The following is a 15,018-nucleotide window of genomic DNA, read 5'->3' as shown; positions in this document are numbered from 1 at the left end:
CCGTGCGCCGCGTCGGCGCGCGCCCGCGGGCGCGGCAGCAGCAGCCCGGCCCGCGCCCAGCGGCGCAGCTGGGCGGCGTGGCCGGTGAGCACGCCCGCCGCGTGGGCGAGCACCAGGGCGTGCGGCGAGGCCAGCAGGGCCGCCGCGCCGCAGCCCGCGGCGATCACGGCCGCGATGAGCTTCTGGTTGGCCCAGACGGCCGCGTGGTCGCCGCGCGCCTCGTCGGCCTGGTGGCCCAGCGTGCACAGGACCTGCAGCCCCAGTCCCGCCAGGCACCAGGGGACCAGCGCCCCGGCGCTCTCCCAGCCCGCGCCGAGCAGCAGCACCAGGGCGGTGGGGCCGAGCGCGGCGAGCACCCCGGTGGCGACGGCGACCAGCGCGGACGCGGCGGTCAGCGCCACCAGCAGGCCCTCACCGAAGGCGGCGTCGCCGCGGGCGGTGCGCCGGGCGAAGGCGGGCACCGCGATCCGGGTGAGCGCCTGGGCGAGCATCGTGGGGACCATCGAGGCGAAGTAGAAGGCCCGCGAGTAGTGGCCGGTGGCGGCGGCGCCGAGCACGGCGGCGGCCACCCACATCGGCAGCCCGTACATCACCGAGTGCGTCACCGCGCTGCGCGCGCACAGCCTGAACTCGCCCGCCATGGCGCGCACTTCGGCGAGCAGCCGGGCGTCGAAGGCCACCCTGGGGCGCAGCAGCAGGAGCCCGCCCGCGGCCGGGACGACGGCCGAGGCGACGGAGACGGTGGCGATGCCCAGCGGGTTGAGGCCGGCGGCCAGCAGGGCGGCGCCGCACAGGAACCCGGCGAGCTGCCCGGTGAACTCCAGGAGCGCGGCGGTGCGGAACCGGGAGGCGCCGCGCAGCGCGGCGGTGCACACGGCGGCGACCGGTGCGATCAGGTTGTACAGCAGCAGCACGCGCAGGAACGCGACCAGCTCCGGCGCGTCCCACACCAGGCCCGCGAGCGGGGCGAGCAGTTGCAGCACCAGGCACACCAGGGTGCCCGCGCCCGCCGCGAGCAGCAGCGCGGACCCCAGGAACCGTTCGGTCAGCTCGGCTTTCTTCAGCACCAGTTGGACCATCACGGTGGTCAGGACGGCGCTGGTGTGGAAGAGCGCGAGAGCGGTGGCGTACGCACCGAAGTGCGCGGGCGCCACCTGGCGGCCGGTGTAGGCGGCGTACCCCAGCTGGCACAGCACGGCCGCCGCCATGGTGGCGGCCTCCCAGCCGAAGCCGCCCGCGAGGGCCCGTGCGCCGGGCCCCCGCGTGTCCGGGCCGCCGCCGGTGGCGGTGGCGGTGGCGTCGGCGGTGCTCAGAGCGGCCGGTCCTGGCGGACGGCGGCGAACAGGCGGTCCGCCTCGGGCTGCTTGAGCAGCAGCCGGTACCAGTGGTCCGGGTCGTCCTCGTGCGGGGCGATGCGGAAGGTGATCCCGCCCGGCGGCACCCCGCGCAGCCGCCGCACCAGCGTGTAGAGCTCGTCCAGCGAGTCCAGGCCGTCGTCGGCGGTGAGCGAGGAGGTGGCCGCGTCCAGGACCGGGTAGAGCCGGGCCGGGTTGGTGAGCACGTCCCCGGAGCGGACCTTGTCCACGACCAGCTTGAGGAAGTCCTGCTGGCGGCCGATGCGGTTGACGTCGCTGCCGTCGCCCACGTACTGCCGGGCGCGTACGTAGGCCAGCGCGTCGTCGCCCTTGAGCAGGTGGCGGCCCGCCGGGAGGTCCAGGCCGACATTGGGGTCGCGCTCGGCGTGCGGCAGGGTCACCTGGATGCCGCCGACCGCGTTGATCAGCCGCTTGAAGCCGGGGAAGCCGACCACCAGGTGGTGGTCGATCCGCACGTGGGTGATCGCCTCCAGGGTGCGGATGGTGCAGGCGCTGCGGCCGAACTGGTAGGCCCAGTTGAACTGGGCGACCTGGTCGCGGCTGTGGCCGCCCTCGGGCCGCTCGCAGGCCGGGATGTGGACGGTCAGGTCGCGCGGGATGCTGACCAGGTCGGCCCGTCTGCCGTCGCCCGACAGGTGCAGCATCATCACGGTGTCGGAGCGCTCGCTGCCCAGCTCCTTGGTGTAGTCCGAGCCCATGATCAGGATGTTCTCGGCCTTGCCGGGCGCGGGCCGGGGCCGCTCCGCGCCGTGCCGGGCCAGCGCGCCGGCCCCGGCGTGGTCGGTGCGGATGTTCCCGTCGAGCTTGCGGTAGAGCGCCCAGGCCCCGGCCGCGGACGCGCACACCAGCACGGCCAGGCAGAGGGCGGTCCACTTCAGCGCGCGGGGCGACAGGGCCTTGACCAGCCTCATGAGACGGCCAGTTCGGCCGGGGCGGGCACGGACGCGGGCACGGACGCCGCCACCGACGCCGGGGCGGCGGCGGGCGAGGCGGGCGCGGGCACGCCCGCGAACCAGGCGATGGTGCGGCGCAACCCCTCCTCCACCGGGGTGAGCGCCGACCAGCCCAGCGCGCTCTGCGCGAGCGTGGTGTCGGGCCTGCGGCGGCGCGGGTCGTCGGCGGGCATCGGGATGCTGACCACCTCCGAGCGCGAGGAGGTGAGCCGGGCGATCCACTGGGCGAGCTCCAGCATGGTCAGCTCGTGCGGGTTGCCCAGGTTGACCGGACCGGTGAAGCCGCGCGCGGCGGTCATCCGCAGCACGCCGGCGACCAGGTCGTCGACGTAGCACAGGGAGCGGGTCTGCGAGCCGTCGCCGGTGACGGTCAGCGGCTCGCCCTCCAGCGCCTGGCGGATCAGGGTGGGCACGACCCGGCCGTCGCCGGGGCGCATCCGGGGGCCGAAGGTGTTGAAGATCCGTACGATCCCCGCGTCGGTCCCGTGCTGGCGCACGTACGCCATGGTCAGGGCCTCGGCGTAGCGCTTGGCCTCGTCGTAGCAGGAGCGGGGGCCGACCGGGTTGACGTTGCCCCAGTAGCTCTCCGGCTGCGGGTGCACCAGCGGGTCGCCGTACGACTCCGAGGTCGAGGCCAGCACGAAGCGGGCGCCCTTGGCGGTGGCCAGCTCCAGCGCGTGGCGGGTGCCCTCGGCACCGACCCGCAGGGTGGCCAGCGGGTGGCGCAGGTAGTCGGCGGGCGAGGCGGGGGAGGCGAAGTGCAGGACCGCGTCGACCGGGCCCTGCACCTCCACCCCGTGCACCACGTCGCAGCCGGTCAGGGTGAATCCCTGACGATCCATCAAGTGGGAGACGTTCTCGGGTCGCCCGGTCAGGAAGTTGTCGAGGCAGAGCACCTCGTACCCGGCGTCGAGCAGACTCCCGCAGAGGTGGGAGCCGATGAACCCGGCTCCTCCGGTCACCACGGCACGCATGGCAGGTCACCTTTCACAGCATTTTCGGACCACTAGGGCATCCGATGGAGTCGACCCGCGTTCTTCGGGCCGATTGCCGGTGCGCACCGCGTCGCACACCGTGCGGACACGGCTGATCGTGAGAGAGTCATTGCCGCAAAGCGTACTAATTCGGTTGAAGTCGCACGAATGTCCCACGAAAGGAGGCGCAGTGCGCCTGCCGTCCCCGAAGCGCGCCCTCGACGTCCTCGTCGCGTCCCTGCTCCTGGCCGCGCTCTCCCCGCTCTTCGCCGCCTGCGCCCTCGCCGTCGCCGCCACCTCGCGCGGCGGGGTGTTCTACCGCCAGCAGCGCGCCGGGCGCGGCGGAGTCCCCTTCGCCATGCTGAAGTTCCGCACCATGCGCCGGGGAGCCGACCGCGAGCGGGCCGCGCTGGCCACCGCCAACGAGTCCGACGGCCACCTCTTCAAGCTGCGCGAGGACCCCCGGATCACCCCCGTCGGCCGCACCCTGCGCCGCTGGTCCCTGGACGAGCTGCCGCAGCTGGTCAACGTGGTGCGCGGCGAGATGTCCCTGGTGGGCCCCCGGCCGCTGCCCGTGGAGGACTCCGGCTACACCGGCCAGGCCCGCGGCCGGCTCCTGGTGCTCCCCGGCATCACCGGCCTGTGGCAGGTCAGCGGGCGCTCCGAACTGCCCTGGAACGAGATGGTCCTGCTCGACCTGCACTACGTGGACCACCACTGGGTCGGCATGGACCTCGCGATCCTGGCCCGCACGGTCCCCGCGGTGCTCACCGCGCGCGGCGCCCACTGACGCCCGCGGGCCGCGCGCGTACGACTCCGGACCGCGCGGCCCCGGGCGGTCCGGAGCAGCGACTCGTTCAGAGCACGGACTCGTACAGCGCCGTCATCCGCCGCGCCCAGATCTCCCGGGTGAACTCCGCCTCGTAGACGGCCCGGCAGTGCGGGCGCAGGCCGGGGAAGGACTCCGCCGCCTCCTTCAGGACCGGCCCCAGCGGCTGGTCCCAGTCCACCACCCGGCCGGTGCCGCCCGCGCGCACCGCGTCGGCGACCGAGGAGCCGTCGAAGGCCAGCACCGGCAGGCCCGCCGCCAGCGCCTCCACGTACACCAGCGGCGCCGCCTCCCGCCAGCGGCTGGGGAAGACCAGGCCCCGCCAGGACGCCAGCCGGGCGCGCAGCTCCACCCGGTCCAGCGAGCCGTGGAAGGCCACCGAGGGCGGCGCCACCGCCCGGCACTCCGCGGCCAGTTCGCCGTCGCCGACCACGTCCAGGCCCACGTCCGAGGGCCAGATCCGCAGCAGTTCGGCGATGCCCTTCTCGCGCGTCAGCCGCCCGGCGAAGACCCAGCGGTCGCCCGCGGCGGCCGGGGCGGGGCGCGGCAGCTCGGCGAAGTTCGGCACCAGGGCGGTGCGCCCGCGCGGCACGCCCGCGCGCACGTAGGTGTCCCGGCTCAGCGGCGACAGCATCACCAGCCGGTCCGCCCGGGCCAGCAGCGGGTCCCCGGCCGCGCCCGCGCGCCCGGCCCAGGCCAGCGGCGCGGTGGCGGCCCGCGAGCCGCGGTAGCAGCCCTGGCGCAGGCCCGCCCAGCGGTCGCCGTCGGGGCAGCTGGTGCAGGCGGCGCCCTCCCGGTAGAGGGTCGCGGCGGCGCACAGCGGGCGGTAGTTGTGCAGCGTCGCCACCAGCGGCCCCCGCCAGCGGCGCACCCAGGCGCGGCCGAAGTTGGGGAACAGGTTGTGCACGTGCACCACGTCGGGGGCCAGCTCGTGCAGCCGCGCCAGCGGCGAGGAGCCGTGGCCGGTGGCGACGCGGGCGGCGGCCCGCAGCGGGTAGAGCCGGGAGCCCTGGAGCTCGTCGGTGGACGCCGACACCAGGACGGCCTCGTGCCCGGCCGCGCGCAGCGCCCGGGCCTGGTCGCGCACCGCCTCGTTCTCGCCGCTGGGCTGGCCTGACGCGTAGAAGCTGTGCACGAGAGCGATGCGGAGCACGGCCACCTCACCCATTTCCGCCGCCACCGGGGGGTTACGGCGCGGCACTGTCGCGGCAATTCGGTCGGGCAATTCGCTCGAAGCGTACATTTGGCGCACTGTCCACCGGTGCTGACGCACCGTCACCCCGATTGGAGCGCCGTGGCCGACCTCCCCCGGCAGCTGGGCCGCCGCGTGGCGCGCACCCCCCTCGCCCGCCTCGCCACGCTGCCGCTGCGCACCCAGCAGGCCGCCTCCCACAGCGCCCGCCAGCTGACGCTCAGCGCCCGCTGGCTGCTCACCTCGCGCGAGCACACCAACTTCACGTACGACCTCAAGCCCCTCAACACCGAGCACCTGGCCTGGTTCGTCGCCCAGGCCACCCGGCGCCCGGTCCAGGAGATCCGCGGCTACTGCGAGGAGGTGCAGCGCGACGAGGAGCTGCGCCGCCACCTCACCGAGGCCGCCCGCCGCTCCCCGCGCCGCCACCTCACCGACCCCGAGCTGCGCCCGGGCCGCCGGATCGGCTGGTACGCGCTGGTGCGCGCGCTCAGGCCGGAGCACGTCGTGGAGACCGGCACCGACAAGGGCCTGGGCGCGGTGCTGCTCGGCGCCGCCGTGCTGCGCAACGGCAGCGGCCGGGTCACCACCATCGACACCAACCCCGACGCGGGCACCCTGATCGGCGGCCGGTACGCCGACGTGGTCACCCGGCGCACCGGCGACAGCGTGCGCGAGCTGGGCGGCGTCGGCCCGGTGGACTTCTTCCTGCACGACAGCCTGCACACCGCCGACCACGAGCGCGCCGAACTCGCCGCGGTGGCACCGCACCTGACGGAGCGTGCGGTGGCGCTCAGCGACAACGCGCACATGACCCGGGTGCTGCCCGCCTGGGCGGAGGAGACCGGCCGCCAGTTCCTGTTCTTCGACGAGCGCCCGGAACGCCACTGGTACCCGGGCGAGGGCATCGGGCTCGCCTGGCGGCCCTGACCCGTACGTGCGCGAGGGGGGAGGAGCGCTCACGCCCCTCCCCCCTCGATTCCCTACGGCTCCCGCACCAGCCTCGGCGGGCGCACCGCGAGACGGGCCAGGTACTCCGGGTTGTTGCGCAGGTAGCGGCGCCAGAGCCGGCGCGGCTCGCGGTGCAGCCGGTAGGCCCACTCCAGGCCGTTGCGCTGGAGCACCTCCGGCGCCTGGGAGACCCGCCCGGTGTGGAAGTCGAACGCCGCCCCCACCCCCAGCAGCACCGGCGCGGCCAGCGCCGCGCGGTGCTCGGCCATCCAGCGCTCCTGCTTGGGCGTGGAGAGCCCGACCCACACCAGGTCCGCCCCGCTGAGGTTGATCCTCTCGCGCACCTCGTACGTCTCCACGGCGGTCAGCGGACGGTACGGCGGCGAGTACGCCCCGGCCGTCTTGGCGCCGGGGAAGCGCTCCTCCATCCGCCGGGCCAGCTCCTCGGGCACCCCGGGCGCCCCGCCGTAGTAGTAGGACGACCAGCCCTCCTCGGCGGCCCGGGCCAGCACCGCGAGCATCAGGTCGGGGCCGTACACCCGGCGGGCGGCGGGGACGCCCGCGCGGTGGGCGGCCCAGACCATGGGCATGCCGTCGGGGACGGTGAGGCCGGAGGCGTTGTGGATCGCCCGCAGCTCCGGGTCGCGTACCGACTCCATCACCCCGTGCACCCCGGTCACGCAGACGTACGAGCGCTCGTGTTCGTGGATCCAGCGCGCGACCTCGGCGACGGCGCGCGCGGGGTCGACCGCGCTGATCCGGGTGCCGAGCACGTCGACGCGCGGGTGCTCCGCGCCGTCCACGGCGGTCCCGCCGCCCACACCGCCCACACCGCTCACGCCACTCACACCACTCCCGCCGCTCACGCCGTGAAGTGCGGGCGGCCGTCGAGCTGCGCCGCGACCTGGTCGTACACCCAGCGGTAGGTCTCCGCGAGGCCGTCCAGCAGCGAGATCTCCGGCTGCCAGCCCAGCTCCTTGAAGATCCGGGTGTTGTCGCTGTTGCGCCCGCGGACCCCGAGCGGCCCCGGCACGTGGCGGTGGCGCAGCTCGACGCCCGCGATCTGCTCGACCAGCGCGAACAGCTGGTTGATGGAGACCAGCTGGTCGGAGCCGATGTTCAGCGGCTCGGTGACCTCGGAGCGGGCCAGCCGCAGGGTGCCCTCGACGCAGTCGTCGATGTACGTGAACGAGCGGGTCTGCTCGCCGTCGCCCCAGATCTCCACCTCGCGCTGCCCGGTGAGCAGCGCCGTGGCGACCTTGCGGCAGGCGGCGGCCGGGGCCTTCTCGCGGCCGCCGGTCCACGTCCCGTACGGGCCGTAGACGTTGTGGTAGCGGCCGGAGCGGGTGGCCAGGCCGTAGTCCTCGCGGAAGTGCCGGCCCATCCGCTCGCTGAAGAGCTTCTCCCAGCCGTAGCCGTCCTCCGGCATCGCCGGGTAGGCGTCCTCCTCGCGCAGCGGCAGCACCGCGGCGTCGGTCTGCTTGCCCGCCGCGTAGACGCAGGCGGAGGAGGAGTAGAAGTAGCGGCCGATGTCGCAGGACCGGGCGGCGAGCAGCATGTGGGTGCTGGAGAGCACCGACAGCATGCAGGCGGCCTTGTTCGCCTCGATGAAGCCCATGCCGCCCATGTCGGCGGCCAGGTGGTAGACCTCGTCCGCGCCGCCGTCCAGGACCTGCAGGCACGCGTCGCGCAGCGACACGTCGCGCACCGTGTTCTGGGCGGCCGGGTGGAGCTGGTACCACTGCTCCAGCGGCTTGCGGTCCACGGCGCGGACGGTGCGCCCCTCGGCCAGCAGGGCCCGGGTGAGGTGCCCGCCGATGAAACCTCCGGCGCCGGTCACCACCGCGTCGATGCGCCCCATGGTCTTCTTCTCCTTTGCCCTGGACAACGGGATTTCACGACAATCCAGACAAAAGACACATTTGGCATGAGAGATGATCGCGGAGCCGCCCGGCGCGCCGAGCGGGGGGTGAGGCTCACCTGAGCGACACAGATCACCGCCGTGCTGGCTACTGTGCGGTGGAAGAACTGGGTAGTCTCATACGGACTGCATAAGTTACCGCTTAGTAATCGCCAGAATCCCCACCTCGCAGGCCCGAGGAGCCTCCATGCAACTCGCCGCGATCATCGTGTCGCTGGTCATCACGGTGGTGGCCGTCGCACTGTTCGGCCGCGCCGTCGCGCAGATCTACCGCTTCGTGCGGCTCGGTCAGCCGGTCCCCGCCGGCACCCGCACCGGCGACCCCAAACAGCGCACCATCACGCTGGTCAAGGAGTTCCTCGGCCACTCGCGCATGAACCGTTGGGGCGTCGTCGGCGTCGCGCACTGGTTCGTCGCGGTGGGCTTCTTCTCCCTGCTCCTGACGATCGTCAACGCCTTCGGCCAGCTCTTCCAGGCCGACTGGCTCATCCCGTTCATCGGCGACTGGCTCCCCTACGAGCTGTTCACCGAGTTCCTCGGCCTGATGACCGTCCTCGGCATCGTCACGCTGATCGTGATCCGCCAGCTGAGCAACCCGAACAAGCCGGGCCGCAAGTCCCGCTTCGCGGGCTCCAAGACCGGCCAGGCGTACTTCGTCGAGGCCGTCATCCTCATCGTCGGCGCCTGCATCATGACGCTGCGCGCCCTGGAGGGCGCCCAGCACGGCGTGGACTCCTGGGAGCCGGGCTTCTTCGCCTCGTACCCGCTGATCGCGCTGCTGAAGGGCGCCGACCTCGGGACGCTGCAGAACCTGACGTACTTCGTCGCCGCCCTGAAGATCGCGACCTCCTTCATCTGGATGATCACGGTCTCGCTCAACACCAACATGGGCGTCGCCTGGCACCGCTTCCTGGGCTTCCCCAACATCTGGTTCAAGCGCGAGTCCGACGGCGGCACCGCGCTGGGCGCCCTGCAGCCGATGACCTCCGGCGGCAAGGAGATCGACTGGGAGGACCCGGCCGAGGACGCCGTCTTCGGCGTCTCCCAGGTCGAGCAGTTCTCCTGGAAGGGCATCCTCGACTTCTCCACCTGCACCGAGTGCGGCCGCTGCCAGTCGCAGTGCCCCGCCTGGAACACCGGCAAGCCGCTGTCACCCAAGCTCCTGATCATGTCGCTGCGCGACCACGCGCACGCCAAGGCCCCGTACCTGCTGGCCGGTGGCGGCAAGGACATGGAGGGCACCGAGAAGGCGTCCGAGGAGCAGCTGAAGGACGTGCCCGCGGCCGCCCTCGCGGAGGCCGAGCGCCCCCTCATCGGCACCCTCGAAGAGAACGGCGTCATCGACCCCGACGTCCTGTGGTCCTGCACCACCTGCGGCGCCTGCGTCGAGCAGTGCCCGGTCGACATCGAGCACGTCGACCACATCGTCGACATGCGCCGCTACCAGGTGATGATCGAGTCCGCGTTCCCGTCCGAGGCGGGCACGATGCTCAGGAACCTGGAGAAGAAGGGCAACCCCTGGGGGCTGGCCAAGAAGCAGCGCGTGGAGTGGACCAAGGAGGTCGACTTCGAGGTCCCGATCGTCGGCAAGGACGTCGAGGACCTCTCCGAGGTCGACTACCTCTACTGGGTCGGCTGCGCCGGCGCCCTGGAGGACCGGGCCAAGAAGACCACCAAGGCCTTCGCCGAGCTGCTGCACATCGCGGGCGTCAAGTTCGCGATCATGGGCGGCGACGAGAAGTGCACCGGTGACTCCGCCCGCCGCCTGGGCAACGAGCCGCTCTTCCAGCAGCTCGGCGCCGAGAACGTGGCGATGCTGAACATGGCGTACGGCGAGGACGACGAGGACCCCTCGACGAAGAAGCCCAAGTCGGCCAAGAAGATCGTCGCGACCTGCCCGCACTGCTTCAACACCATCGCCAACGAGTACCCGCAGCTCGGCGGCGAGTTCGAGGTCATCCACCACACCCAGCTGCTCCAGCACCTCATCGACGAGGGCAAGCTGATCCCGGTGACCCCGGTCGAGGGCCTGATCACCTACCACGACCCCTGCTACCTGGGCCGCCACAACAAGGTCTACACGCCCCCGCGCGAGATCATGGACAAGGTCCCGGGCCTGCGCCAGCAGGAGATGCACCGGCACAAGGAGCGCGGCTTCTGCTGCGGCGCCGGCGGCGCCCGCATGTGGATGGAGGAGCGCATCGGCAAGCGGATCAACACCGAGCGCGTCGACGAGGCCCTGTCCCTCAACCCGGACATCGTCTCCACCGCCTGCCCGTTCTGCCTGGTCATGCTGACCGACTCGGTCAACGGCAAGAAGAACGATGGCAAGGCCAAGGAGTCCCTTCAGGTCGTGGACGTGGCCCAGCTGCTCCTCGACTCGGTCAGGACGCCCGCCGAGCCGACGGACGAGCCGGTCGCGGAGGAGGAGCCCGAGCCGGTGAAGTAGTTCGTACGGACGTGGGAGCGGCCGGACCTGCCTCGGGGGCGGGTCCGGCCGCTGTCGTATAGCCGTACGGGATGGACATCCGTACGCGGGCGGAGGCGCCCGCCGCGCTGCCCCGGACCCCCGCCCGGCCCGGGGCCCTCCTCCGCGCCCTCCCGCGGGCCCCGCTCCCCTGGCTGCTGCTCGCCGCCTTCGCCGCCGTGCACGCGGCCCTCCTGCCGTACTGGGTCTTCAGCGGCGACTCCTACCGCTACGCGACCGCCGCGCTCGGCTTCCTGGGCGCCGGGCCCGCCGAGGCCCACCGCGCCGCCCTGGAGGCCTGGTGCGGGGCCCAGCACGCCGTCCCGTACGCCTCCTGCCTGGCCGACGTGCCCGAGGGCCTGCGCGCCCTCGACCCCCGCTACGAGCGGATCTTCACCACCCGCCCCGGCTACCCGCTGCTCGCCGCCCCGGCGGTCGCCCTGCTCGGCGTGGTCCCCGGCATGTGGCTCACCGGACTGCTGCTCGGCGCGGCCGGGGGCCTGCTCACCCACCGGGTGCTGCGCGAGGCGGGCGCGGGCCGGGGCGCCGCCGCCGTCGGCACCGGGCTCTTCCTCTTCGGCGCGCCCGGCTACTGGTCGGTGCGGCCGCTCACCGAGGGGGCGCTCTTCGTGGGCGCCCTCGCGGTGGTGCTGGGGGCGCGGCGGGTGCTCGCGGGACGGCCCGGCGGCCTGGCGGTGGTGGCGGGGGCGCTGGCGGGCCTGGTGGCGGTGAAGTACTCGACGGCGCTGCTGGTGGGCGCGGCCCTCGCGGTGGCGGGTCTCGCGGGCCGCTCGCGGCGGCTGGCGGCGCTCGGCCTGGGCACCGCGGGCGCGGTGGCCACCGGGACCTGGGCGCTCGGCCTGCCGGGGGCGTCGGTGGCCGCCCAGGACCTGCTGACCGGCCACTTCGCGCGGCCGGACGTGGCGGACCCGTGGCCGCGGATGGCGGGGCTCGCGGTGCGCTTCTGGCTGGACTGGGGGCGCGACGAGACGGCGTTCGCGGTGCTCCTGGCGCTGGCGGCCGCCGCGCTGTGGCGGGCGGACCGCCGACTGGCCCTGCCCGCCCTCGCGGTGGCGGCGGCCGGCGCGGGGGCGGCGACGGCGCTGCCGGGGGCGGCGGAGCTGGACCGGCTGTGGGTGCTGATGTGGGTGCCGGTGGTGCTCGGGGTGCCGTGGGTGGTGGCGGGCGTGCGCCGGGCCGCGCCGGGGGACGACCCGGGAGCGCGGGACACGTACGGGCCGGAGCGGCGGGCCTCCCCCGTGAAGGTCGGCCGCTCCTGACGGCCCGGCCCGCCACCGACGCCGAAGACGACCCGGACCAATGGACACGAACAACCCCGGAACGGACTCGGCACTCCCCCGCTCCCCCTGTCCGAATCCCCCCTCAGGGACCCCTTAGGGGATGTCACAGGTCGGCCGCAAACCCCCCGTCCCGCCCGGACCCCGGCCCCCGTTCACAGCGGGAGCGGGTACGTTCAAGGGCGTGGCTGGATTCAGGATCGGACGCGGCCGGGACAACCGCACGCCCCAACGACCCCCGCAGCAGGCGCCGCAGGCGCCGCCGTACGGGCACCCTGGCAACGGGAACGGACACCCGGGGCCCGGTCAGGCGCGCCCGGGGAGCGGGCAGCAGCCCCCGTACTACGGCGGCAACGCCCCCCAGCAGTGGCCCCAGGCCCAGCAGCCGTACGGAGAGCCGGAGTACTTCGGCGACCCGTACGGCCAGCAGGGCCAGGGCCACCAGGGACAGAACCACCCGGGACAGCCCGGCCACCCCGGCCGGCACCCGGGCGCGCACCAGGGCCAGCACGACCCGTACGCGGCCAACAACCCCGGGCACACGCAGGCCTTCACGGTGGGCGACGACCCGTACGGCGACGGCGCGACCTACCGCGCCGGTGCCGCCCCGGCCCCGCCCACCGGCCCGCGGCTGCACTGGAAGGACCTGCTGAGCGGTGTCGTGCTGCGCCCGAACGCGACGTTCTGGCAGATGCGCGACTACCCGGTGTGGGGTCCGGCGCTGATCGTCACGTTCGCGTACGGCCTGCTGGCGATCTTCGGCTTCGACCAGGCGCGCGAGGAGGCCATCTCGGCGCCGATCGGCACGGCCATCCCGTACGCGCTGATGGCGGCCGTGGGCTTCGTGCTCGGCGGACTGATCCTGGGCGCGGTCACCCACACCCTGGCCCGCCAGCTGGGCGGCGACGGGTCGTGGCAGCCGACGGTCGGCCTCTCGATGCTGATCACGTCGATCACGGACGCGCCGCGCCTGCTCTTCGCGCTGTTCCTGGGCGGTGAGAACGGCCTGGTGCAGGTGCTCGGCTGGGTCACCTGGCTCGCGGCGGGCGCGCTGCTCACGTCGATGGTGAGCAGGTCGCACGACCTGCCGTGGCCGAAGGCGCTGGGCGCGTCGGCGATCCAGCTGATCGCGCTGCTCTCGATCATCAAGCTGGGCACGATCTGACCGGCCTGACCGGACCGGATACGGCGGAGGGCCCGCACCGATCACTCGGTGCGGGCCCTCTCCGGTCCCTGCGGGCTCAGGAGTCGAGGATCTGCCCCTCGCGCCGGACGACGGGCTTCTCCACGCTCCAGGGGAAGTTGATCCACTCGTCGGTGCGCTTCCAGACGTACTCGCACTTCACCAGCGAGTGCGACTTCTCGTAGATGACCGCGCTGCGGACCTCGGCGACGGTGCCGAGGCAGAAGTCGTGGACCAGCTTCAGCGTCTTGCCGGTGTCGGCGACGTCGTCGGCGATCAGGATCTTCTTGTCGGAGAAGTCGATCTTGTCGGGCACGGGCGCCAGCATGACCGGCATCTCCATGGTGGTGCCGACGCCGGTGTAGAACTCCACGTTCACGAGGTGGATGTTCTTGCAGTCCAGGGCGTAGGCCAGACCGCCCGCGACGAACACGCCGCCCCGGGCGATGCTCAGGATGATGTCCGGCTCGTAACCGTCGTCGGCGATGGTCTGCGCGAGCTCGCGCACCGCGCGCCCGAATCCCTCGTAGGTGAGGTTCTCCCGTACGTCACTCACAGCTGCTCTGCTCTCTCGCTCTGCTCTGCTCTCACACCTGGGTGCGATGGAAGTTCATGAAGGACCGCGAGGCCGTCGGCCCGCGCTGGCCCTGGTAGCGGGACCCGTAGCGCTCACTGCCGTACGGGAACTCGGCCGGCGAGCTGAGGCGGAACAGGCACAGCTGCCCGATCTTCATCCCGGGCCACAGCTTGATGGGCAGCGTGGCGAGGTTGGAGAGCTCCAGGGTGACGTGACCGCTGAAGCCGGGGTCGATGAACCCGGCGGTCGAGTGCGTCACGAGCCCGAGGCGCCCCAGCGAGCTCTTGCCCTCCAGCCGGGAGGCGATGTCCTCGGGGAGCGTGATGACCTCGTACGTGGACGCGAGCACGAACTCCCCGGGGTGCAGGATGAACGCCTCGTCCCCCTCGGGCTCGACCTCGCGGGTCAGGTCGGCCTGCTCCACGGCGGGGTCGATGTGCGGGTAGCGGTGGTTCTCGAACACCCGGAAGAAGCGGTCGAGGCGCACGTCGATGCTCGACGGCTGCACCATGGATTCGTCGTAGGGATCGACCCGTACCCGCCCGGCGTCGATCTCGGCCCGGATGTCCTTGTCTGAGAGAAGCACGACCCGAGGATACGCAGAGCGCGCGGGCCCGCCCCAATCGGCAGTGGTCCCGCGCGCCGGTCGGTCCCGCGTCAGCCCTTCTGCAGCACCACGGGAACGGCGTGCCGCAACCGCGCGCACCGCGGACAGCGAATGAGCCGGCCCGGCCCGAGCCGCCCGGCGTCAAGGTGCTGCATCGGGAACGAAGCGGTACTGAACACGTGCCCCTCGGCACAGCGGACGACGGTGCGATCCATCAGGTCCATCAAGTCCCTTCCCCAACAAGCTTGGACGAGAAGGCCACATTAGGGGATGAACAGGACACGACTCCATCCGGCACTCCGCACCCCCACGGTACGCCCGCCCCACCCTCCCCACGCCCCGCTCCCCACCACCCGCACCCATTCCGTCCCCCCTCCGCCCCCCGCGTCCGCGCACGCCAACGGCCCCCGGAAATACACCGGGGGCCGCGCATGGGGTACAGTGGGCGACGATCCGAACCCTTCGGGGCCGGTCGCGCGAGTGTAGTTTAATGGTAGAACATAAGCTTCCCAAGCTTAGAGCGCGGGTTCGATTCCCGTCACTCGCTCCAGTCTTCAACCCCAGGTCAGTGACCTGGGGTTGTTCTGTTGTTGACGGTTCCCGGTTCTCGGGTGGGGGTGGGGCGGGGGGGGGGCCCCCGGCCCCCCCCCCCCGCGCCCGCCCGACCCGCCCCCCCCGCGGGGCGGCCCC

The 15,018-nt window shown here is 73.1% G+C and carries 14 protein-coding genes and 1 tRNA gene; 6 read left to right on the top strand and 9 right to left on the bottom strand.

Annotated elements, in window-relative coordinates:
* The 3 genes from ABT160_RS44210 to ABT160_RS44200 all read right to left on the bottom strand — a co-directional run.
* A partial coding sequence (locus ABT160_RS44210) for an oligosaccharide flippase family protein (protein WP_351655260.1) occupies positions 1 to 1,208 on the bottom strand: 1,208 nt, incomplete at its 3' end.
* Between the two features lie 101 nt (positions 1,209 to 1,309).
* Positions 1,310 to 2,287 carry an LCP family protein gene (locus ABT160_RS44205; protein WP_351655257.1) on the bottom strand — a complete coding sequence of 326 codons (978 nt, stop codon included), beginning with the start codon at positions 2,285 to 2,287 and terminating at the stop codon, positions 1,310 to 1,312.
* Positions 2,284 to 3,303: a UDP-glucuronic acid decarboxylase family protein gene (locus ABT160_RS44200; RefSeq protein WP_351655254.1), complete on the bottom strand. Its 1,020-nt coding sequence runs from the start codon at positions 3,301 to 3,303 to the stop codon at positions 2,284 to 2,286. Before ABT160_RS44200 ends, ABT160_RS44205 begins: the two co-directional genes overlap by 4 nt.
* Before the next feature lie 190 nt (positions 3,304 to 3,493).
* Here ABT160_RS44200 and ABT160_RS44195 point away from each other — a divergent pair, with 190 nt between their 5' ends.
* Positions 3,494 to 4,093 (top strand): sugar transferase, encoded by a 600-nt coding sequence (locus ABT160_RS44195; RefSeq protein ID WP_351655251.1) that lies wholly within the window; start codon positions 3,494 to 3,496, stop codon positions 4,091 to 4,093.
* A 67-nt stretch (positions 4,094 to 4,160) separates the two neighbouring features.
* On the opposite strand, the gene ABT160_RS44190 is transcribed toward ABT160_RS44195, so the two are convergent.
* Positions 4,161 to 5,285, bottom strand: coding sequence for a glycosyltransferase family 4 protein (locus ABT160_RS44190; protein ID WP_351655248.1), 1,125 nt, complete (start codon positions 5,283 to 5,285; stop codon positions 4,161 to 4,163).
* A gap of 141 nt (positions 5,286 to 5,426) precedes the next feature.
* On the opposite strand from ABT160_RS44190, the gene ABT160_RS44185 reads away from it, so the two are divergent.
* On the top strand, positions 5,427 to 6,254 hold the full coding sequence (locus tag ABT160_RS44185) for a class I SAM-dependent methyltransferase (protein WP_351655245.1): 828 nt from the start codon (positions 5,427 to 5,429) through the stop codon (positions 6,252 to 6,254).
* Between the two features lie 53 nt (positions 6,255 to 6,307).
* Here the strand turns inward: ABT160_RS44185 and ABT160_RS44180 are convergent, their stop codons facing one another.
* Together ABT160_RS44180 and ABT160_RS44175 are read right to left on the bottom strand one after the other, a co-directional pair.
* Positions 6,308 to 7,114, bottom strand: a complete 807-nt coding sequence (locus tag ABT160_RS44180) for a WecB/TagA/CpsF family glycosyltransferase (protein ID WP_351655242.1) — start codon at positions 7,112 to 7,114, stop codon at positions 6,308 to 6,310.
* Positions 7,115 to 7,137: 23 nt separating this feature from the next.
* Complete coding sequence (locus ABT160_RS44175; RefSeq protein ID WP_351655239.1) at positions 7,138 to 8,136, bottom strand: NAD-dependent epimerase/dehydratase family protein; 999 nt, start codon at positions 8,134 to 8,136, stop codon at positions 7,138 to 7,140.
* A gap of 247 nt (positions 8,137 to 8,383) precedes the next feature.
* On the opposite strand from ABT160_RS44175, the gene ABT160_RS44170 reads away from it, so the two are divergent.
* The 3 genes from ABT160_RS44170 (at position 8,384) to ABT160_RS44160 (ending at position 13,126) form a co-directional block, all read left to right on the top strand.
* Entirely contained in the window at positions 8,384 to 10,645 is a 2,262-nt protein-coding gene (locus ABT160_RS44170; protein ID WP_351655236.1) for a (Fe-S)-binding protein, read from the top strand.
* A gap of 71 nt (positions 10,646 to 10,716) precedes the next feature.
* Positions 10,717 to 11,943: a hypothetical protein gene (locus ABT160_RS44165; RefSeq protein ID WP_351655233.1), complete on the top strand. Its 1,227-nt coding sequence runs from the start codon at positions 10,717 to 10,719 to the stop codon at positions 11,941 to 11,943.
* A 202-nt stretch (positions 11,944 to 12,145) separates the two neighbouring features.
* Positions 12,146 to 13,126 carry a Yip1 family protein gene (locus ABT160_RS44160; RefSeq protein ID WP_351655231.1) on the top strand — a complete coding sequence of 327 codons (981 nt, stop codon included), beginning with the start codon at positions 12,146 to 12,148 and terminating at the stop codon, positions 13,124 to 13,126.
* 76 nt (positions 13,127 to 13,202) lie between these two features.
* Here the strand turns inward: ABT160_RS44160 and ABT160_RS44155 are convergent, their stop codons facing one another.
* The 3 genes from ABT160_RS44155 to ABT160_RS44145 all read right to left on the bottom strand — a co-directional run bounded on the left by ABT160_RS44155 (position 13,203) and on the right by ABT160_RS44145 (position 14,552).
* Positions 13,203 to 13,700 carry a phosphoribosyltransferase gene (locus ABT160_RS44155; RefSeq protein WP_351655228.1) on the bottom strand — a complete coding sequence of 166 codons (498 nt, stop codon included), beginning with the start codon at positions 13,698 to 13,700 and terminating at the stop codon, positions 13,203 to 13,205.
* Positions 13,701 to 13,731: 31 nt separating this feature from the next.
* On the bottom strand, positions 13,732 to 14,307 hold the full coding sequence (gene dcd, locus ABT160_RS44150) for a dCTP deaminase (protein WP_351655226.1): 576 nt from the start codon (positions 14,305 to 14,307) through the stop codon (positions 13,732 to 13,734).
* 71 nt (positions 14,308 to 14,378) lie between these two features.
* Positions 14,379 to 14,552 carry a hypothetical protein gene (locus ABT160_RS44145; protein WP_351655223.1) on the bottom strand — a complete coding sequence of 58 codons (174 nt, stop codon included), beginning with the start codon at positions 14,550 to 14,552 and terminating at the stop codon, positions 14,379 to 14,381.
* 252 nt (positions 14,553 to 14,804) lie between these two features.
* Here ABT160_RS44145 and ABT160_RS44140 point away from each other — a divergent pair.
* Positions 14,805 to 14,878: transfer RNA gene (locus ABT160_RS44140), tRNA-Gly, on the top strand.
* Positions 14,879 to 15,018 lie beyond the last annotated feature (140 nt).

Origin of the sequence: Streptomyces sp. NPDC001941, from assembly GCF_040296945.1 — a bacterium.
GTDB lineage: Bacteria > Actinomycetota > Actinomycetes > Streptomycetales > Streptomycetaceae > Streptomyces.
Note: the sequence above shows the minus strand (reverse complement) of the source record. Positions and strands in the feature narration are given on the sequence as shown.